The sequence below is a fragment of the Butyrivibrio sp. MC2021 genome (assembly GCF_000621605.1).
GTDB lineage: Bacteria > Bacillota > Clostridia > Lachnospirales > Lachnospiraceae > Butyrivibrio.
This window is the reverse complement of sequence record NZ_KK211315.1, coordinates 1-18,046: the sequence shown is the minus strand read 5'-3', so window position 1 is coordinate 18,046 and position 18,046 is coordinate 1. Positions and strand designations below refer to the sequence as shown.

Genomic DNA, 18,046 nt, shown 5'->3' with positions numbered 1-18,046 from the left:
GCAGGAGCAAGTACACAGATAGCTACAAGTAATGATAATTGTATGAAGCTACAAATCAAAAAGACAGAATAATGTAAACACGTTTAAGCAAACAAGGGTCGAACCAAATTTCACTCATTGAAAAGCGAGTGAATATGACGATAAGATTTTTTATCGAAAATGGACAGATAAAAAGCGCAGATGCTTTTGGACTTACTCAAAGAATATTAGGAAATCATATTATTCTATAAGTTTCATGCTGTAATCAAAAATGGAAAAAGCAAGGAGATATACGATATGTTATCAAAGCCAGATAATGGATATACAAATTTTAAGCTAGATGGAACTTCCCAATATACGCTTGATTTCGTCGATGATATACCATTTGAGTGGGTTAGACAGGCAATCCATGGACTCGAGACAAAGAACCCTTTTTGTGTTATAGGAGAGACATGTCCAGGGTCATTTATATGTGTTGTTGGGTGGGATTGCCATATTATTTGGGAAAAAGGACCAGATCTTACTGAACCAGGTGGAATAGGGCATGAGTATGTAAAGGTTAACATGGTCGAGTTCAGTAAGATGCTTTATTCCGATATTAAAGAAAATGTTAATGATTGGGTGGATTTTTATTGGGGGCATCCTGAGAATGTGGATGAAAGAAGAGATGAACTTGAAAAACTTCTTGAAAGATTAAAGGAGCTAATTGAGAATGATAAACAAACGTTTCTATAATGATGATAAATATGACCTTTGGGTCAATCCTGTATCACAGAATGAGAATGTATTTACCAAGAAAGTAAATGGCAAGACTGTAACCATAACAGATGAGCAGGGCATCCTTTAATGTGTATTTCTCAAGAAGCAGCAATGCTGATATTGAGACTTAATGGATATCGTAACGCTGTAGGACCAGAAATCCATGGTAATGAGGGATATTTTTATCATTATCATCCTACACGGAACCATACTGGTTATTTTTCAGTTCATATATGGTATTTTAGTTAAGCTCCAGGAGGAAACTATTATGTATGATTCTTATTATGTAATAAATTGTGATGATAAAGAAATTACGAGAAAACTGTTTGCAGTACTTTTTTCATATAGTGATTCATTTTCACTTTTATATTATAAAAGGGTTGAGAATGAGAAGTTTAAAAATACTGTGAAGGATATACAGAAACAATTACAAAAATATATAATTGGCTCAAAAAAAGTGCTTGAATGGCCTTTGACAAAGCAGTTAAATGATCATAAACCTATTTGCCAACTGGTAACGTATAAGTCATCTATGGAAACTTTCTTCATATTGGAAAATGTAGGATGTCTTTGGGATTGGGATTATCCTTATTATCCTTCTGATATTGCATTTTATAAAAATGGGTTTGCTTGGTTTGAGTCATGCTCTCACGAAAGAATGAATACACTTTATGTTCGGAAGGAAGATGGATATCCACTTATTTCCGATATGGAATCGATTGGAATAGAATTAGAACCTGAGGGCAAGGTTTATCAGGAAAGGCTGTTCTTTAATGAGCAGGCAATACTTCCTATGAGAAAAGACGAGAACCAGTCTGAGTCAATAGTAAACATCGAGAAAATTGAGAATCAAATAACGATAAACGCGAATATGGAGGGTTTAAGAAATATTGCGCGGGAAATAGCAGTTTTGATGTCGGATGAGGCAGGAGCAAGTACACAGATAGCTACAAGTAATGATAATTGTATGAAGCTACAAATCAAAAAGACAGAATAATGTAAACACGTTTAAGCAAACAAACCATACAGTTTTTGCCCATCGGCTTGATTGATTAAATGCATCCGATGGCCATATATTTCTTATTCTTTATTTTGTTCGAACCGGTGAGTTAAGTGAACATTCCGTACTTGTGGATTCCAAAGGAAATGAATTACATCTTCAGACTGTGCGCTGGAACATCTGCAGAGCCCGATACATGTTTATAATTTTGCGGTAGAAGATTATCACACATATTTTGTTGGAGATATGTCGTTCTTCAGGGAAGCTTTGATTCTATTATTGATTCATTGGAAAAACATTTTATTAGGCATTGGTACGACGTTTATGATTTGTAAATAATTAAAGTACATAACTAAGTCTGTTATTCGATAAATCAGTAGGAGGAAATGTATGAAAAAATTGACAGTGTACAGAGACAAGTCATTCGTGGGATGTGCTATACCATACTGGGTTATAGTTTCGAAAAAAGATTCATTTATTGACAAATACTATAGTGATATCAGGAACGGTTTATTCATGCGTTTAATATCTACAAAAATGGATATTGCTAAGCTTGACAGGTATGGGATCAGACTTAGTATTGGTCAGGCTGTGGAATTGGAGCTTGAAGATACTGCAGAGGCTATGTTTGTAATCACTGCGAATGGGGGGATTTCAAATGAAATAGTACTGGATGAGTTTTTGCCTTTGGGAAAAGATAAATTTGCCATCATTTCAAAAAGAAAGGTTGAATTAAAGCCCGTGTGAGGATTTATGTTTTGAAATAATGCGGTGAATAATAGAATAAATTATTGTTCAGTTGAGCCATGCAAGGAAAAGTGGTGTCAGTGACCACACGATAAATCATATTATAGAGGGGTCTGTTGGTAAAGACCATAAATGGTATTTATTATCACCTACAAAGGATTGGAATGTAATAAAACAAATAATGACAAATGTATTGAGGATTGGGCAGGAAAGTGTTTGGAAAATTGATAATTCTGGAACAACGTACATAAAAACAGCTAATATACAATGATATCTTGTAAGTGTAACATATCGTATAATTCATGGCGAATTAAAGATTGGAAATGGATGGGTGAATTAGATGGTGGATGATAATATTATTACTCATATTTTGAAAGCTAATTATGAAGAAGCTGCGGAGGAAATAAATGATAAAAATGCAGCCAGCATGATAAAGCTAATTTTTGAGGCAGCAGAAGAAAATCCGAATATGACATTTTTGGGCTTTGCAATTTATATGTTTTCTAAGACCAATAATAGTAACTGGGGTGATCTAGTTGTTTCTATTTTGTGCTTTCCACTGAATTGGATAAATGGCTCTGAACAGTTGGCGTTGCATTACCAAAGAGAAGTACTGAAAATGGTAAGAAATGTGAACAATCTTCAGATGATGCTTTTCTTTTACAAATCTCCAGATTGTGATTTTGATGAAGCTGAAGCAAGAACTATTGCTAAAGAGATATTGGATATGGATCCAAGCAACAATATTGTAAAGGAGGTGTTTCCTGATTTGATACAATAATAGTGAGAATAATGATAGATATATCTTAATGTGAGAAAAAATGTCCCGAAGACCATTGAGAAATTACTACCACATGGTTTTAGGTACCGATTATTTACCGCTTACGAACCTCCAATCTATGCATTAGAATAATTGTCTAAAAAGTGGTATCACACTCAAAAACTATAGGATAGATAGGGTTACTTATGATAAATGGTGAAATAGTATTTAGAATAGCTGATGAAAAAGAGATAGATGTACGATTTAGCAGCGGATTAAAGCCCACGAGGATAATAAAAAAAGGTGAAATAAAGAAGTTTGGAAGAGAGTCGAAAAATCAGTGGGAATGCATAAGGAGTTTTAATAGTTATGATGGTTTTGATAAAGCTGTTAATGAATTGCTTTCAGAATTATATGCTGTAAAAGATGAAATTCATACATATAAGCAGGAATACGATTACATTGGAATAACTGTTTATTTGCGGTCAGATTATGGACAAATGGGTTGTATTTTTAATGAAGAAGCTATTTCAAAAATAGCAGCTCTTGGTAGTGAACTAAGTATTGATATTTTGTCAGGAGGAAAAGTTTAATCAATTATTCTTCAATATCTTTATCGGTGAAACATCCAAGAAACGGACAGGGAGACATTACACCCATTCTATGTAAAGGATCGTGGTTTTGTTCCTGCCGGTGAACTAAATGAACAATCCGTACTTGTTGATTCGGAAGAAAATGAATTACATCTTCAGTCTGTGCGCTGGGAGCATCTGCAGAGCCCGATACATGTTTATAATTTTGCGGTAGAAGATTATCACACATATTTTGTTGGAGATAACGAAGTTCTCGTACATAATACGTGCGCTATGGCGGATTCGGTAAATCAGATGAATAGAGCAATAATGAAAGGGTTAGCTCCTAAAGGGATAGAAAGAGTTGATGGAGTTAACACAAGTGGTAACGTAACGCAGCCACATGTGCATTTGGGGGATATGTACCAAACACTTAATAAAGATGGAACATGGGGGCATGAAGGAGGCAAGATAATCCCGCACTTGACTAAAAAAATGATTGAATGGTTAAGAAGTTTTGGTTGGGATATATAATTTGGGAGACGATATTTATGAAGATACAGGATTTTGTAAATAACCATTATATGCATGATGCGAGAGTGGATTCATTTTGTGTTAGAAATGATTCAATCTGCTTTAGTGTATATGGAATTGATAATAAGTGTTATGAAATTGAGTTTTTTTCATTTGAAGATATTAATTATGATGTTCAGGTATTTGAGTATTCCATTGATACAGAGTTAAATATAATTGGAAAATTGTACCATTTATGCGATATTGAGAAGGGGCATTTTCTAGATGAGTACGTGATTATTACAGATATTCTGGGACGGGATGGTAAAATGCTTATAGAGGGTATGGTTTATGATAATACGACATTTATGCCAAAGAATAGAATTGTTATTATTCTTTATTCCTTGGAAATAACGGTAAACTGTGATGAAAATATAAAGCTCAAGGACATAGAAAAGCATAATGATAACGGACGACATTGCAATAAAAAAGAGGCGGAATAACCGATTTTGGGTAAAAGCGCCGAGTGGGGGCAGTATACAAGAGGGTATGTTTATGATGCCTTCGGTGAAGTAGTAAAGGCAAAGGAGTCTTACAAGAGCGGCCAGACAAAAACTTATTACTACACCTATGACGATGGCGGCAATATCACAGACGAATTCATAAAGGATCCTGATGCTAATGATGGTATACAAAACAGGTATGAAAAGCGGTGTCAGGTACCACACGGTAATTGGAGGAGCAGTAGCTGCTACATGTATTTATAAAATGAAATGGAAAGGGATGGCGATGGATAAAAATGAGCAGATAATTTCTGAGCTTATTCGTTTTTATTTTGAAGTAGAGTGGATGCGTGTGACAATGTATCATGAAGAGTGTAGATATAGATATATTCCATTCATATCATATAGAATCTATGATGTGTCGAAGACAAAACATAATTATTTGATTAGTGCTTTAGAATCTTATGAAGGAAGAATGAAGTGGAAAATATTTGTTCATCCCAGAAGTACAAGACAGACATATATTTTATCGTTACTGGAAACAAATGAATGGTACGAAAAAATATATAGTGAAGGAACAGAAAGTCTGATTCGTGAAAAACTGATTTCTCAAAATGATTATTATGGAAATAAACGTTTTACTGAACTTTGCGATAATGCTATAGAGGATATCCCTGCTTTGGCCAGATATATTCAAAGTGCTATGAAGCAATATATCTGATTGCTCGGGTTGGAAGCTATGTAAAATGGACGACCCTGTTAACCAAGGTCGTCCATTTCGTCTACATCATGAATATCGTTTGCGCCGAAACCGATGTTCTGCATACTTACGGTTCTGCGGCGAAGCTTGGCTGATTCGGAGGCCTGAAGGATGAAGTCCTGAAAGTGGTGTCAGTACCACACGACCCGGTTGAAAATATATCAAAGAGCCAAACACCAGATCAAAAGGCTTTATTTGATATTTCAAAAGAAGCCGTGCAACAAGCTAAAAATGGAAACCCTATAAGTTATGAAGAAGCAAAGATTTTAGACGAATGGGCTACCGAATATGGAGTTCCTCAGCATCATCAGGCATATATTGGAAGCGGTTTACATTTTCCAGGTGGCAACTTTATGAATCATACACATATTTATAGGTTTCACGTTCCTTTTCGAAATTGATTAAAGCAAACAAAAGTATCAATAGTTTTTGGGAATGGTATTTGGTTACTAATCCCCGTTGAACTTGGGGATTAGTAACGAATGATTAAGGAGGCCTGTTGTGAATAACGGAGTGATATTTCAAAAAAGGGAAAATCGGACATATCAGGGAGTAGATGGAGATAATTGGTATTTAAATGAACTGTATCCTGATTCATTTGAAGGATATTTTGAAAATAAGATAGAACTATCTTGGCGGGATGATTCTTATGTTGATGTGTGTAATGATCCTGAGTACATCAATGAATATATAAGAGTATCTACAGAGAACAAAATAGATTATAGGATCATACTTTGTTGTACTGATAATAAGCTACCGGATGGTTCCAATATCATGTGGGGGGAAAAGCTTTTTCTAGGATATGATTACGCATACTCAGGAGGTTCGTACTATTCTGCCATATATAATGAATTACATTTTGAAAGGTTGGATGAGTACAAAAATATATTATTGAATAAATATGGATTACTAGATAGTAAACAAGAGATGAATAGATATCTAGAAATCAGGAATGGACTTTTGGAGAGGGGATGCAATCTTGAACTTGGAGATTTTGTTATTTTCGAATTATATGAGATAGAGAAAGATGGTATTTTTCTAAAATAAGTTGGTATAGTTTCTGGCTCTAATCTTTAGGAGCTACCAACTGCACAGGAAAGTAATAGGTACCAAACGTTCTAAAAAAATAATATGCAGGGACACCGGTTAATGCTGAGAATGGGAAGGTTCCGATAGAGAACATTAAGCCTGGAGACATAGTGCTTTCAGAGGATCCTGAGACAGGAGATGCCGAATACAAACGTGTTCTTGAGGCGTATATAAATGAATCAGCTGAACTTGTTCACCTTATTATAGATGATGAAGAGATAATAACTACTCCATCACACCCATTCTATGTAAAGGACCGTGGTTTTGTTCCAGCTGGTGAATTAAGTGAACATTCCGTACTTGTGGATTCCAAAGGAAATGAATTACATCTTCAGAATGTGCGCTGGGAGCATCTGCAGAGCCCTATACCTGTTTATAATTTTGCGGTAGAAGATTATCACACATATTTTGTTGGAGATAATGAAGTGCTTGTACATAATATGTGTGGGTTGGAGACTGGATATGGGGCATACAATATGTGGAATTAGGGAAGCTTTGATTCTATTATTGATTCATTGGAAAAACATTTTATTAGGCATAAGGGGGCGATATGGAAGATTGGACGAATAGGATGGCCAAGGGTCATATAAAACCTAAGAAAAAGGTTGGAGAATATTTAATTAGAGTAAAGATCATTCCTGACAGGAGATTTGGCATTAAGGTGTTTCAGGTCAATGACAATTATTACGAGGGAATTACAAGCATTACTATTGCGGATAAGCTTGGAGCATACTATGGCATATGTATGGAAGGAAGAACTGTTGAAGAAGTTATCAATAGGACTGTTGAATATTTATATAAGGTCATTGGAGAAAATGTTGAAAGTTTAGATAACAAGATTGGTTATATGGATTTTGATATGTATTAAGTAAAGGCCATTTATTTCCTAATCTATAAATGGAGGTATAAGTTGAATAGCTGGAAAGACTTAAAAAAATATAATAGTAATGTAATTGCGATTGAAAAATGTGTTGCAGAGTATGATGTTTGGGATGTAGTAAAGGCGCCAGCAGCAAGATACAAAGTAAAAATATATGAAAATATGGAAGGGAAGTTTTGCGGATATGCTAATTTGCTTGTTCAAAACGATAATAGGGAATATATAAATGTGATTGGACGAGGAGATACGCAAGAAGAGGCTTTTAATAATACGCTTGATTGCTTTTACTCATTAATTGAAGCCTTCAGTTTTGAAAAAATACATGATGGAGTTTCTGTAATATATAGTGAGGATCCATGTATTTAGATATTAAGAAAGTGTAGGGACCACTTTTGAGCCTTATTAATCCATAAGATAAAAGTACCAGTCACTGTGAACTTATTTTCACAGTGTAAGTTATGTTCACGGTGACCCCATTAACAAACTGTGAACAACACTGAAAACCGCTAGTCTAAGCAGTTCACAATTTGTTGATGGGGACACAGTCCCCGCTCTTGCGTTGACAGAAAATATGATACAATAGGAAAAGTTAGTATTCATGCGTGTTGGAGGGAGTGAATATGACAAAATGTCCATATAGACTGTGTTATTTCACATGGTCACATGACCAGATGCTTCTCAGGCGAAGAAATGAAGATGATACCAATGATGATATTTTCTTTGAGGGGATTGATTATATTGAGATTCCGACAATGTTTGATGAGGTTGAGGTGAAGAAGCCTACAGCCTCTGATTTAGAATATCTTAAGACAAGAACTGAAGTAGATAATAAACAGGTTACTGTATTAAAGATAAATGGGAAAAGGTATTATGTGGTTTCTGTCTGTGTAAAAACTGAGCATAATTTTTTGGATGTGAATGAATTATCATTTTCCGTAGGATTTGTGCCGGTTAATCCTGATGATAGTGAGGACATGGATCTCTTTTTTAACATGTTTATGGATGGATACGACCGTTTCAAACATTCAGAGGATTATATTCCGACAAAAGACAAAGAGGACAATATAAAGATCTGTGCTAAGTACGGATCTGTTTTTGCCAGGATGAAAGACAAAGAACACAGATTGAAGCTGGTCTCTTTGCTATCGGATCCGAGGGATGCATTTTACTTATCTATGGCTATGGAGAAGCTGTCTTCAGCGAGAATTCCGGAGATGGAGCCCCTGCTTCTCAGATATTTTAATAGCGATGATATAACTGATGCGGAGCTGGGAATCAAAGATGGTACGGAGTACTATTTTTCCGGACGTTTTATCAGGAAGAATCTGAAATTATCGGCTATGGCGGGAATAAAGTATTATCCTTCTGCCCAAAACATTGAATTACTTAAGAAATATGAGAATGATGAGGATATTTTTATCCGGGATTGTGCAAGAAAATCTATTGCATATATGAGCATCGGAAATTACAAGGAGAATGAAAATGGGTGCATATGTTAGCTATGACAGGCATATTGACATAGCAAAGGAAACTAAGACAATATGGCCGCTTAGCTGGCTTGGCTATAGGGATATAGATGATGAGAAGTTAAAGGAAATTGTAGAGAATAATAAAATCCGTACTATACAGATATCGGAATATCTACCGGATGAAGCTTATCAAATTATTGATCAGATATTGGCACTTCGTCCAGATATTACTTTCAGACTTTTTGATTTCATTACTGAGGATAAAATAGATATTTCTTTTCTTGGTGATATACCTCATATAAAAAGATTAGCGATAAATATTTATTTACGAGACAAACAGGAGAATACTAACCTGGAGGTGTTAAAAACACTTAAGCTCAAGGAATTAATACTTGATTGTTTTGATTTACGGGATTATAGCTTCGTGCAGGAACTATCTGATGAACTTGAAAGACTTACCATTATGGCTGATACGTCGGGTCCAGGGGTGAATTTTGACTGTAAATGGTTGATGAGGTACAACAAGCTAAATACTTTATGGCTTGGTAAAAAAGCAAAGAAAAATCTTAAGTGTATCAGTGAGATGCCCAGTATAAGATCATTGTCATTGAGAGGAATAAAACTTTCTGATTTTTCATTTTTACCTCAGATGAATTTGGATAAACTGGCTCTTTTGTGGAATTCAAATTCTGACCTACATGAACTTTCAAAGCTGGAGCATTTAAAGGAAATTGAACTTTGGAGAATCAACAAATTAAGCGATGTTTCTTTTATCAAAGATTTGACCGAACTGGAAGTAATCAGGATGCAGGACCTTCACCACGTTACTGGTATGCCTGATTTGAGTAATCATAAGAATCTGCGGAGAGTTTTTCTTATTGGTACCGGTATAGATATTAATACGCTTCCGAAGTCTCTGCAGGAAAAAGTTAGTTATTGGGATGATAGGATTTGAGGGAGGATGAGCGTGCCTAAGTGCCTGACCCTCAGTTCATTAGCGACCTAGTGGCAGAGCAGTGGTTGTGTGGTAGGGGACAGTGACCTATTTTCCGACCATATTTTGAAGCTGTAGGATTGGATATAGATGATCCACAGTTTGGATTATTCATTGAGCGTCATTTACATCTTTCAAGTAAAGATGAATATAATGCTATGTGGTGGGATTTTCTTAAACAATACACAGTAGAAGAATGGCCCAACCATCAGCTTGAATTTTTAGAATTCCTTAGAATACTTAAAACAGTATTTTGATTGGGGGATGAGCAGAATGCATGAGTACTATCTAATGATCAAGTCATTTAATGGTGAATTTTTTTACGGAGCAAATCAAGTATCTGACAATGTAGATACTATAGATGTCAGCGTTTTTTCTACAGATGATTTTTCAAAACAATATCAATTTATAGCTCACGGTGAGGCTCTCAGTCCATCCAGAAATGCCATTTCGGATGATGGAAGACTTGTTGCAACAGCTTTATGGGCGGACTATGGAAAAGGTGATTTGTTTGTTTTTGAATATGGTAAAGAGATTCTGCACTTAAGGAAATTTGGAAGAGTTGAATGGATTAAATTTATTCAGGACAATAAGCTTTTAGTAGGGGAAGGCGGAAAGACATACTATATTGATATTGAGAGTCAGGATATTGTGAGTGTTGTGCCATGTTTTGAGCTATTTAGGAATCCGTTTGGAGAAGATATTATACTTAAGAACAGAAATACTATTGTATTCAACGGAAAGAATGTGAAAGGAAGTACCTTTTCTTTATTTGATGTTCTAGGACTTGAGGATGGAGTTGTAGCATCTGAAGTAAGTAATTGCGCTATAAAATATGATTATCATGGTAATAAAATTTGGGAATCAGCTACTAAACAGCGAGGGCACATCATTAGTATGAATTACAATCCCGTTACGCGAGTATTATTTGGCAGAGCACATGATATTCTTGCTATTGATATCAACACGGGGGAAGTGATAGCAGAAATAGAGAATAAAACAGGGATATTTGTATCCAAAGGAGATAAAGAACTGCTTATAGATTATGACTGTAACTGTTATGAGATTTGCAACAATGTGCTGAGAAAGATATCGCAGTATCATTGAGATATCTATTCCATAGCATATGATACAAATTATAGGGATGGGGCTATTGACTTATCGTGCAAAAAAGAGGTGTACCAATTTTCCAAGTAAATGAGAATAGAATATATAGTTGATACAAAAAGGGCAAACAAATAGATGAGTATTATTATTTAATCAATATGAAAAAAACATTAGGTAAATATGAGGTCGCAAAAGATGACATATTTGAATTCTATTATGGAGATGCTTGATTGGAATAACCCTATTGAAATACAGCTTAAAGGGAGGGAACTTGCAGAAGGACAAATTGATTTAAATGAACTCTTTCAACCTAAATTTCAAGACAAAAATATTGAACTGTGGGATAATTGTGCATTAATCATTTCACATAAAACGGATGCGGAGTTAGAACCATACTTGAAGAAAATGTTTAATTGGATTCAAGATTTGAACTGGCCTGGTGCTGAGTGCATTTTGCAAAGACTCTTGAGTTTTCAAGTTAATGATGTTTTTATGCAGGGACTAACCGAATGTATGAAGAAAGCAGATGCTAGCGATGATGAAAACTGGTTTTATTCTCTTGAGAAGATATATAACAATGCGTCCCTAAGGGATAGTGATAGTTTTACAGATTTGATTATGGCTGGAGAATTTGAAAAAGCATCAATTCAGGAGGATATGCATTGTTCATTTGTTAATAGAAGGTTAAGTGCTGAAGCATTTTTGACAAACAATATTACATTTTATGGTTTTGTTCAATATATGTATTATAGGACAGGGGAGCGAAAGTGGTTGGAGTTAGTAATTAAGATGTTGTCTGATACATTTTGGGACTTGGAGGGGGCTTCAAATTTGATATTGTTTTATGAAAAAGAATTGGATTAACTGATAAGTTAAACGTATGAAGGAAGTCTGAATTTTATTCATTAGCAACTTTTGGAATTAGCTTAAGAACTAATGGATAATTGATAAAGGGGGAGCAGTGATGATCAGTGGGGATATTGTATTTGAGTCAAAGAGAATCGGCCCCACTGACTCCCAGGAACCCAGAACAGATTTGAAACCTATGCAAACACCATTGGTAAATCGCCAAAGACCATAGATTCATGCTTTACATATGATTATGACGACAGGGGAAACATAACCGGTATTCAGGGCAAAAGAAGCATACAAGGATGGAACTGTAAAGTACTATTAGAGGAATATATATCGCTGAGAAAGATAAACTTATATATACATATGATCCTGAAGATGGAAACATTATAACGGATTTCATAAATAATAAACGAAATTGGTTTATTGTTTCATCAAGGTGTTATCAAGTGCTAAAACAAGAGTTAAGCATAGGAGTGCAGTTTATACCGATTGCTATTAATAATGGTAAAGATGGATCTAATACAATGGGGTATATTGTTAATATTCTTAATGTACTGGAGGGGGCTATTAACTTTGAACATTCTGGATACGGGGTATTAAAGGATGGGGATAAAAAAGTATATGCTATATGGAAATATGCACTAAACGATAGTATAATCCGAAATTACGATTTATTTAGACTAAAAGAACATTCTGTAGCAATGTTTTGCTCTGAAAAGATAAAATAGATCATTGAGCAAGAACAATTAACAGGCTTTTCGTTTAAAAAAATCGAAATAATTAATTGAACGTACAAAGAAAAAGAAGGAGGTTTGTTTGAATGTATATGCTATTTGAAGAATGGCTAAATGGATATTTAGAGAAAGGGATTCCGCAGGAGATTGTTGCTGTTAATTTCAATATTTATGAAGAAAGTGGAAATAGCTGGTCGATCGAAATAGTAGGTACAGGATCTTTTGATGAAGAAGATGAGGATTGGGCATGTGATGAAATTACTGATTTTGGCTCTCGAGAGAACCTGTTTACATGGGAGGCTGATGAAGAATGGGAAGTTGTACTTGAGAATGTGATTGAAATTATAAAGGAATATCTTGAGAAAGGAAAATATGCCAATACTTTAAAAGGATTAACAGCTGTTGGAACAGGATTTGTAGATGGCAATATTGAAATATTGTTTAGAAAATAACAGTGTTAAGTCAGTGGGGATGGTCAGCGCCTTTCCAAGACAGTAGACGGAAAGACAACAATCTACATCTACAACGCCGGAATGCTCCTTGCCGAAGTTAATCCTGATTACAGGATAAGCTACTACTATGATGCCAGCGGTATTGCAACAGAAATCGGTTATTCCAAGAAAGATAACGGAAAATACGCAAAAGAAGAGTATTTCTTCTTTGCCAGAAACGGTCAGGGCGATATAGTAGGAATATACAGAAGCGCTGATTCTACGCTGGTTGGAAGCTATGAATACGACCTTTGGGGCAATCCTGTTTCCGTAATTGAAAACACAACAAAAAAGGTAAATGGCAAGACCGTAACCATAAGGGATGAGCAGGGAACCCTTGAAAAGAACCCGCTTCGCTACAGAGGCTACTACTACGATAAGGAAACAGGCTTCTATTATCTCAATGCAAGATACTATGATCCCAAGGTACACAAATTCATAACACCTGAGCCGAATTTCAAGGTTGGTAAATTTGATAAGAATACCGGATTAAATGCATATAATCTTTTTGCCTATTGCGGAAATGATCCGATAAACCTGGCAGATCAGACTGGCGAATTTGTTATAACAACTACTATGTTAGTTGTTGGAATCTGTGCAGCTATAGGGCTTACAATTGGCGGAATCATAGGAAATGTTGCCGCGGATAAAAGGGCCTTACCGGCTGGGATAAGGCATGCACAATACTGATCTATGCTAGTATTGGTGGGCTGCTAGGTGCTGGAACTGGCTTTGTATTGGGAGAACTGGCAGTTGCTTATACAGGGGTGTATGCTGTTGGAATTACAGCAGAAGGTATTCAATTGTATAATGATTTGCCTCTACTTGGAGACAAAATTGAGTATTTATTCGGAAATGCTACTGGAACATTACACAGTATTCAACGATCTTTGAGTATGGAAGCTGCATTAAATAGAATCGGTCTGTTTGATGATCCTGAAGGAAGAATGGAAGTATATAAAGCGTTGTATAGAGCATATTCACTTCTAGGAAATGTTGAAGCAAATGCCGAAGGTCAGAACGTGGTTGAATCGATGGTATGGGGACCATATGGCTACATGGGAATGAAATCATTTTGGGAAGGAGGAAAACTGATTACTGCTTGGTTTTTTGAGCATTAAAGAAACATGATATATGATAGCTTATGAAGAGTATTATAGTATCGAAGAACTTATGATACATTACCAAAAGTGTAATGATATGAAAATGTTTTTAGGTAGTATAGATTCAAAAAATGCAAGACTTTGTATCATAACAATAAGAGGAAACGTTAATTGTAAAATCGCTATTGCGAACAAATATCCTATTAAACCGAGGTGCGTAAAAAAGAATAAACTTCTTTTTGTTGGATACAATGATCAAGTTGACATTATATCTGACAAACAGTTAGTCGCATCAGAAAGAGAATTCTGTTTTTATGATTTATTAGACTGTAATGATAAAATTATTGCCATTTTTGAAATAGGCATTATTTGTCTTACAAGTGATGGATCATTACTATGGCGATTTGATGTTGGTGACATAGTATCGAATTTTTATGTTTCTGGTGATGTGCTATGCATAGAAACCTTTGAAGGTGTAAAAATGCGTATAAATGTGTCTAATGGACAATTACTGAAATAATCGGAAAAAAGTGGTGTAAAAGTGATTCCGTGTAATTGGTGGCACTGTCACAATTAGACACAAAGATTGCAAACGTCAGAGGCTGTGAGACAATGATTAAAAACATTGAATGCATTTTATATGTGTGGTTTCACAAATTCAGCTTCTGGTGCGGCAAGAAATGGTGGAATAGCGTTTGTTACAAGTGGTGGCAATCTGGAAAAGACTAAACAAGCGGCGACGTGAGGACATAAGTATACTTGCAAGCAGCAATGCGCACTCCGCTGCGCTTTGCTGGAGACCTTGAGGAAGGAACCACACTTGTTGATAATGAAGGCAATGAACTTCATCTTCTGATCAAGCGTTGGGAACAGCTACAGAGTGCAATACCGGTTTACAACTTTGCAGTTGAGGATTACCATACATATTTTGTCGGCAGTAAAAATGTGCTGGTGCATAATGCATGTGGTGAGCAGGTTCTTGAATCACAGACAAGCCATGATAATGCTCGAAAGGTATTGATTGACGAGTTGGATAAGATGGGGGCATTTAAAAATGGTTCTAAGCCTAATATTGGTAGTCTTGAGTCAAGCTATGGATATGGTAAAGTGATTGGAAGAAAATCGCTTGATGGAAAGGTCTGTTGGAGGCTGGATTATGATCCTGTTAAGGGGGTTCATTACAATATTGATAGTTGGTTGAATGGAAAAAGAGCTCTACGTATTAAGAAAGCAATACCTATAGATATACCCTATGAAGAGTATGTAAAAATAATAGATTTATGGAATTAAGGGGCTTATATGGATGAAGAAACAAGGAAAAAATATGAATTATTAAAAGAAAAGAACAGAATATATGTAAAAGAAAAATATATTTCCGATCATGTGCTTTTTCAAGAATGCATGCAAAGTATCGGGCCTCATACCAGAATAAATCCAGATAGACATGCTGAGATATGGATTTGGTTGACTTCGATGCTACCATTTAGTTATGTTGGACATATTTTATGGGATGACGTGGTCTATAATAATTTCAATTTCAGTAAGGCTGAAATTCCAGATTGTTGTGAGATTGAAAAAAATGTTTTTTTATTGTGGTCAGATGCTCTACTTCCCGGAGTTTCTTGTAAGATGAGGTCTATTTTTGATAATTTTGATGATGTCAGTGCGGTAGATTTCTATGCATGGCTTATTCCAGAAGATTTTAGTTATATAATTGAATTGAACAGCGCCGGTAATCTACATATTGCAATACTAAAATGACATTGACCAATGGCAACATGAATTTAATGTTATATTTCGAAATTTTGTTGGTGGGTTCCCTGAACTTTCAATAAAAGGTTGGTAGAGTTAATTATTCAGAGGCGGTTCATATAGCCGCCTCTGTTAAAGGGAATGTTTGCATGGAGATTACAAGAGCGGCCAGACAAAAACTTATTACTTATCGGAACGCGAAAAAGCAATTATCCAATTGATGGTAGAGAATCCTATTGTGACCCGTACTGATATGGCAGAAAAGCTACAGTGTTCATTGAGTACCATAAAGAGGTGCATTACAGGCTTAACTGAGAAAGGGATAATTGAAAGAGTTGGCTCGGACAAAACAGGTAGTTGGATAGTGAAATGAAGCTCAAGTCTATGCTTGAGATATTTGATAAGATACAAAATGAGTATTTGTAGTATTATGATGGTAAGAGGCATGATGCAATACAGATAAAGTTAAGGAGTAGCCTATGCAGGAAATAAAAGAAAAAAATGAATTAGATTATACCTGTGGAATTTCGGATGATGAATTAACTGAAAGATTTAAGGAATCCATACGCATAGACGAGGAGATAAGAAAAATTAAAGGGCTTCCTACGTCAGGTTATGATGCCGAAGCGAAACGAGCATATATACTCTACCCTGATGGGAGGAAAGAGTATGTCTGATGTAGAGAAGAATTTAAAGCCAGAGGTAATTGTTTTTGCTGGACCTAATGGCAGTGGAAAATCAACAATTACAAAAATGGCAAAAACAGTTGGCGTGTATATTAATGCAGATGATATCAAAAGATCTAGAGCAATTAGCAAAATGATATAATTGGGGGGGACTATGGAGATAACTAATTCGCTTGCTTTATATCCAATTTTTGACAGACTCTGTTTTTATAATGACCATTTTGAGGGGGAATTGGCTAGCTTGGGCGATGCGCTAGGCAGAGATTGTATGATTGCTGCATTTCCACCGGAGGGACCATATTATTTGAGGCTGTTCAATGGTGATGGGAGTAGGAACGAAGATTGGTTTTCCTGGAATGCAAAGGTATATTCACCGATAAAAGGGGAGGTAGTTCGAATATCAATAAACGAAAAAACTAACACTCCGGGAAGCCAGAATCCTTCACCTGCTTATTCTATTTTAATTAGACGGGAAGATGATGCACATGTCTTATTGGGGCATATTCAAAACCCACAGGTAAGTGAAGGAGATATTGTGGAAGAAGGCCAGATAATTGCTTACGTCGGTAATAACGGGTATGCACGTAATCCGCACATTCATTTAGGTGCATATAAAGATGGAACGCCTTTGACGATTGAATTTGATCCTCATAAGGTAGCATCTGTCAGAAACCGAGTTGGTGAGAATTGGTGGTTTTTTGGCGATGATGATCCGTTTAAAGATGCGTGAGTCTTATTATCAGGTATTATCTTGTCTAATAGTATTTCACAAAATTATAGACATCAGAATAATAGAGGAAAAGATTGAAAGAAGGGTGTCATATTATATGACGTCCCTTCTCTCAGTTAAGGCTGCAAATTCAATCTTGAATTCAACGAGGAGAACTAGTATATGAACTGGTATCATGCATCACCAATAAATAGTATAACTATCTTGGAACCACGCATTTCCAATCATGGGGTGCCGCTAGTTTACTTATCCAAGAAAAGAGAAAATGTTCTGGTTTACCTAAGTAATGCTGTTGAGAAATACTGCAAAGAGACAGGCTTCGAACATAATGGAAAATGGTCCAAATGGGGACCATATGGTTTTGATAAAAACGGAATTCTTCAATTGGAAGAGTATTATCCAAACGCTCTTGAGGAAACTTATAAGGGAGTAGCTGGATACATCTACAAGGCAAAAGATATAACAGATTCCGGTTATTGTATAGGTATTCCCGATGCTGGAACTTCAAGTATACCAGTGCAGGTATGTGATTGCGAATATGTTCCTGATGCTTATATGGAAAT

General features: G+C 35.7%; 29 protein-coding genes and 3 pseudogenes. All 32 read left to right on the top strand.

Annotated features, from left to right (window positions below; translation table 11 throughout):
• Positions 1-276: 276 nt before the first annotated feature.
• A complete protein-coding gene (locus T359_RS0117610) occupies positions 277-714 on the top strand; it encodes a hypothetical protein (RefSeq protein WP_026518529.1) in 438 nt (145 codons plus the stop codon).
• A complete protein-coding gene (locus T359_RS23210; protein ID WP_256374495.1) occupies positions 692-826 on the top strand; it encodes a hypothetical protein in 135 nt (44 codons plus the stop codon). Before T359_RS0117610 ends, T359_RS23210 begins: the two co-directional genes overlap by 23 nt.
• A gap of 180 nt (positions 827-1,006) precedes the next feature.
• Positions 1,007-1,735, top strand: coding sequence for a hypothetical protein (locus T359_RS20960; RefSeq protein WP_155840175.1), 729 nt, complete (start codon positions 1,007-1,009; stop codon positions 1,733-1,735).
• Between the two features lie 393 nt (positions 1,736-2,128).
• Positions 2,129-2,485: a hypothetical protein gene (locus T359_RS0117595; protein WP_026518528.1), complete on the top strand. Its 357-nt coding sequence runs from the start codon at positions 2,129-2,131 to the stop codon at positions 2,483-2,485.
• A gap of 52 nt (positions 2,486-2,537) precedes the next feature.
• Entirely contained in the window at positions 2,538-2,756 is a 219-nt protein-coding gene (locus tag T359_RS23485) for a polymorphic toxin type 35 domain-containing protein (protein WP_197027120.1), read from the top strand.
• 69 nt (positions 2,757-2,825) lie between these two features.
• On the top strand, positions 2,826-3,266 hold the full coding sequence (locus tag T359_RS0117590) for a hypothetical protein (RefSeq protein WP_026518527.1): 441 nt from the start codon (positions 2,826-2,828) through the stop codon (positions 3,264-3,266).
• A 185-nt stretch (positions 3,267-3,451) separates the two neighbouring features.
• On the top strand, positions 3,452-3,838 hold the full coding sequence (locus tag T359_RS0117585; protein ID WP_026518526.1) for a DUF4279 domain-containing protein: 387 nt from the start codon (positions 3,452-3,454) through the stop codon (positions 3,836-3,838).
• 33 nt (positions 3,839-3,871) lie between these two features.
• Positions 3,872-4,090: pseudogene (locus tag T359_RS23480) on the top strand (polymorphic toxin-type HINT domain-containing protein); the annotation flags it as partial.
• Positions 4,091-4,132: 42 nt separating this feature from the next.
• Positions 4,133-4,351 (top strand): hypothetical protein, encoded by a 219-nt coding sequence (locus T359_RS23145; protein WP_242839126.1) that lies wholly within the window; start codon positions 4,133-4,135, stop codon positions 4,349-4,351.
• A 17-nt stretch (positions 4,352-4,368) separates the two neighbouring features.
• Positions 4,369-4,833 carry a hypothetical protein gene (locus T359_RS0117575; protein ID WP_026518524.1) on the top strand — a complete coding sequence of 155 codons (465 nt, stop codon included), beginning with the start codon at positions 4,369-4,371 and terminating at the stop codon, positions 4,831-4,833.
• A gap of 178 nt (positions 4,834-5,011) precedes the next feature.
• Positions 5,012-5,554, top strand: coding sequence for a hypothetical protein (locus T359_RS0117565; protein ID WP_155840174.1), 543 nt, complete (start codon positions 5,012-5,014; stop codon positions 5,552-5,554).
• A gap of 164 nt (positions 5,555-5,718) precedes the next feature.
• Entirely contained in the window at positions 5,719-5,994 is a 276-nt protein-coding gene (locus T359_RS0117560; protein WP_026518521.1) for a hypothetical protein, read from the top strand.
• Positions 5,995-6,094: 100 nt separating this feature from the next.
• Entirely contained in the window at positions 6,095-6,640 is a 546-nt protein-coding gene (locus tag T359_RS0117555; RefSeq protein WP_022780122.1) for a hypothetical protein, read from the top strand.
• Between the two features lie 116 nt (positions 6,641-6,756).
• Positions 6,757-7,170, top strand: a pseudogene (locus T359_RS20955) (polymorphic toxin-type HINT domain-containing protein); the annotation flags it as partial.
• 62 nt (positions 7,171-7,232) lie between these two features.
• On the top strand, positions 7,233-7,550 hold the full coding sequence (locus tag T359_RS0117545) for a hypothetical protein (protein ID WP_155840173.1): 318 nt from the start codon (positions 7,233-7,235) through the stop codon (positions 7,548-7,550).
• Between the two features lie 42 nt (positions 7,551-7,592).
• Positions 7,593-7,928, top strand: coding sequence for a hypothetical protein (locus T359_RS0117540; protein ID WP_026518519.1), 336 nt, complete (start codon positions 7,593-7,595; stop codon positions 7,926-7,928).
• A 248-nt stretch (positions 7,929-8,176) separates the two neighbouring features.
• Positions 8,177-9,061 carry a hypothetical protein gene (locus T359_RS0117535; protein ID WP_242839124.1) on the top strand — a complete coding sequence of 295 codons (885 nt, stop codon included), beginning with the start codon at positions 8,177-8,179 and terminating at the stop codon, positions 9,059-9,061.
• Entirely contained in the window at positions 9,045-9,986 is a 942-nt protein-coding gene (locus tag T359_RS0117530) for a hypothetical protein (protein WP_026518517.1), read from the top strand. The genes T359_RS0117535 and T359_RS0117530 overlap by 17 nt, the downstream gene beginning before the upstream one ends.
• A 312-nt stretch (positions 9,987-10,298) precedes the next feature.
• On the top strand, positions 10,299-11,132 hold the full coding sequence (locus T359_RS0117525; RefSeq protein WP_026518516.1) for a hypothetical protein: 834 nt from the start codon (positions 10,299-10,301) through the stop codon (positions 11,130-11,132).
• A gap of 195 nt (positions 11,133-11,327) precedes the next feature.
• On the top strand, positions 11,328-11,996 hold the full coding sequence (locus T359_RS0117520; RefSeq protein ID WP_026518515.1) for a DUF5071 domain-containing protein: 669 nt from the start codon (positions 11,328-11,330) through the stop codon (positions 11,994-11,996).
• 308 nt (positions 11,997-12,304) lie between these two features.
• Positions 12,305-12,715 (top strand): imm11 family protein, encoded by a 411-nt coding sequence (locus T359_RS0117510; RefSeq protein WP_330370216.1) that lies wholly within the window; start codon positions 12,305-12,307, stop codon positions 12,713-12,715.
• 92 nt (positions 12,716-12,807) lie between these two features.
• Entirely contained in the window at positions 12,808-13,173 is a 366-nt protein-coding gene (locus T359_RS0117505) for a hypothetical protein (RefSeq protein ID WP_026518513.1), read from the top strand.
• 81 nt (positions 13,174-13,254) lie between these two features.
• Positions 13,255-13,902, top strand: coding sequence for an RHS repeat-associated core domain-containing protein (locus T359_RS21925; RefSeq protein ID WP_051545586.1), 648 nt, complete (start codon positions 13,255-13,257; stop codon positions 13,900-13,902).
• 47 nt (positions 13,903-13,949) lie between these two features.
• Positions 13,950-14,333: a hypothetical protein gene (locus tag T359_RS0117495; protein ID WP_026518512.1), complete on the top strand. Its 384-nt coding sequence runs from the start codon at positions 13,950-13,952 to the stop codon at positions 14,331-14,333.
• A 13-nt stretch (positions 14,334-14,346) separates the two neighbouring features.
• Positions 14,347-14,835, top strand: a complete 489-nt coding sequence (locus T359_RS0117490) for a hypothetical protein (RefSeq protein WP_026518511.1) — start codon at positions 14,347-14,349, stop codon at positions 14,833-14,835.
• Positions 14,836-15,074: 239 nt separating this feature from the next.
• Positions 15,075-15,605, top strand: coding sequence for a polymorphic toxin-type HINT domain-containing protein (locus T359_RS0117485; protein ID WP_155840171.1), 531 nt, complete (start codon positions 15,075-15,077; stop codon positions 15,603-15,605).
• A 9-nt stretch (positions 15,606-15,614) separates the two neighbouring features.
• Positions 15,615-16,076: a CDI toxin immunity protein gene (locus T359_RS0117480; RefSeq protein WP_026518509.1), complete on the top strand. Its 462-nt coding sequence runs from the start codon at positions 15,615-15,617 to the stop codon at positions 16,074-16,076.
• 136 nt (positions 16,077-16,212) lie between these two features.
• Positions 16,213-16,440, top strand: coding sequence for a winged helix-turn-helix transcriptional regulator (locus T359_RS23475; RefSeq protein ID WP_155840170.1), 228 nt, complete (start codon positions 16,213-16,215; stop codon positions 16,438-16,440).
• 106 nt (positions 16,441-16,546) lie between these two features.
• Complete coding sequence (locus T359_RS0117475) at positions 16,547-16,744, top strand: hypothetical protein (RefSeq protein WP_242834395.1); 198 nt, start codon at positions 16,547-16,549, stop codon at positions 16,742-16,744.
• A complete protein-coding gene (locus T359_RS22645; protein WP_155840169.1) occupies positions 16,737-16,895 on the top strand; it encodes a hypothetical protein in 159 nt (52 codons plus the stop codon). The genes T359_RS0117475 and T359_RS22645 overlap by 8 nt, the downstream gene beginning before the upstream one ends.
• A 12-nt stretch (positions 16,896-16,907) precedes the next feature.
• Positions 16,908-17,483 carry a M23 family metallopeptidase gene (locus T359_RS0117465; RefSeq protein ID WP_026518508.1) on the top strand — a complete coding sequence of 192 codons (576 nt, stop codon included), beginning with the start codon at positions 16,908-16,910 and terminating at the stop codon, positions 17,481-17,483.
• Positions 17,484-17,645: 162 nt separating this feature from the next.
• Positions 17,646-18,046 (top strand): annotated as a pseudogene (locus tag T359_RS0117460) (hypothetical protein); the annotation flags it as partial.

Bases quoted from the DNA above. Each gene is read 5' to 3' on its own strand.
- T359_RS0117610 (WP_026518529.1), top strand. From the start codon at position 277: ATGTTATCAAAGCCAGATAATGGATATACAAATTTTAAGCTAGATGGA.
- T359_RS23210 (WP_256374495.1), top strand. From the start codon at position 692: ATGATAAACAAACGTTTCTATAATGATGATAAATATGACCTTTGGGTC.
- T359_RS20960 (WP_155840175.1), top strand. From the start codon at position 1,007: ATGTATGATTCTTATTATGTAATAAATTGTGATGATAAAGAAATTACG.
- T359_RS0117595 (WP_026518528.1), top strand. From the start codon at position 2,129: ATGAAAAAATTGACAGTGTACAGAGACAAGTCATTCGTGGGATGTGCT.
- T359_RS0117590 (WP_026518527.1), top strand. From the start codon at position 2,826: ATGGTGGATGATAATATTATTACTCATATTTTGAAAGCTAATTATGAA.
- T359_RS0117585 (WP_026518526.1), top strand. From the start codon at position 3,452: ATGATAAATGGTGAAATAGTATTTAGAATAGCTGATGAAAAAGAGATA.
- T359_RS23145 (WP_242839126.1), top strand. From the start codon at position 4,133: ATGAATAGAGCAATAATGAAAGGGTTAGCTCCTAAAGGGATAGAAAGA.
- T359_RS0117575 (WP_026518524.1), top strand. From the start codon at position 4,369: ATGAAGATACAGGATTTTGTAAATAACCATTATATGCATGATGCGAGA.
- T359_RS0117565 (WP_155840174.1), top strand. From the start codon at position 5,012: ATGATGGTATACAAAACAGGTATGAAAAGCGGTGTCAGGTACCACACG.
- T359_RS0117545 (WP_155840173.1), top strand. From the start codon at position 7,233: ATGGAAGATTGGACGAATAGGATGGCCAAGGGTCATATAAAACCTAAG.
- T359_RS0117530 (WP_026518517.1), top strand. From the start codon at position 9,045: ATGGGTGCATATGTTAGCTATGACAGGCATATTGACATAGCAAAGGAA.
- T359_RS0117525 (WP_026518516.1), top strand. From the start codon at position 10,299: ATGCATGAGTACTATCTAATGATCAAGTCATTTAATGGTGAATTTTTT.
- T359_RS0117520 (WP_026518515.1), top strand. From the start codon at position 11,328: ATGACATATTTGAATTCTATTATGGAGATGCTTGATTGGAATAACCCT.
- T359_RS0117505 (WP_026518513.1), top strand. From the start codon at position 12,808: ATGTATATGCTATTTGAAGAATGGCTAAATGGATATTTAGAGAAAGGG.
- T359_RS21925 (WP_051545586.1), top strand. From the start codon at position 13,255: ATGCTCCTTGCCGAAGTTAATCCTGATTACAGGATAAGCTACTACTAT.
- T359_RS0117490 (WP_026518511.1), top strand. From the start codon at position 14,347: ATGATAGCTTATGAAGAGTATTATAGTATCGAAGAACTTATGATACAT.
- T359_RS0117480 (WP_026518509.1), top strand. From the start codon at position 15,615: ATGGATGAAGAAACAAGGAAAAAATATGAATTATTAAAAGAAAAGAAC.
- T359_RS0117475 (WP_242834395.1), top strand. From the start codon at position 16,547: ATGCAGGAAATAAAAGAAAAAAATGAATTAGATTATACCTGTGGAATT.
- T359_RS22645 (WP_155840169.1), top strand. From the start codon at position 16,737: ATGTCTGATGTAGAGAAGAATTTAAAGCCAGAGGTAATTGTTTTTGCT.
- T359_RS0117465 (WP_026518508.1), top strand. From the start codon at position 16,908: ATGGAGATAACTAATTCGCTTGCTTTATATCCAATTTTTGACAGACTC.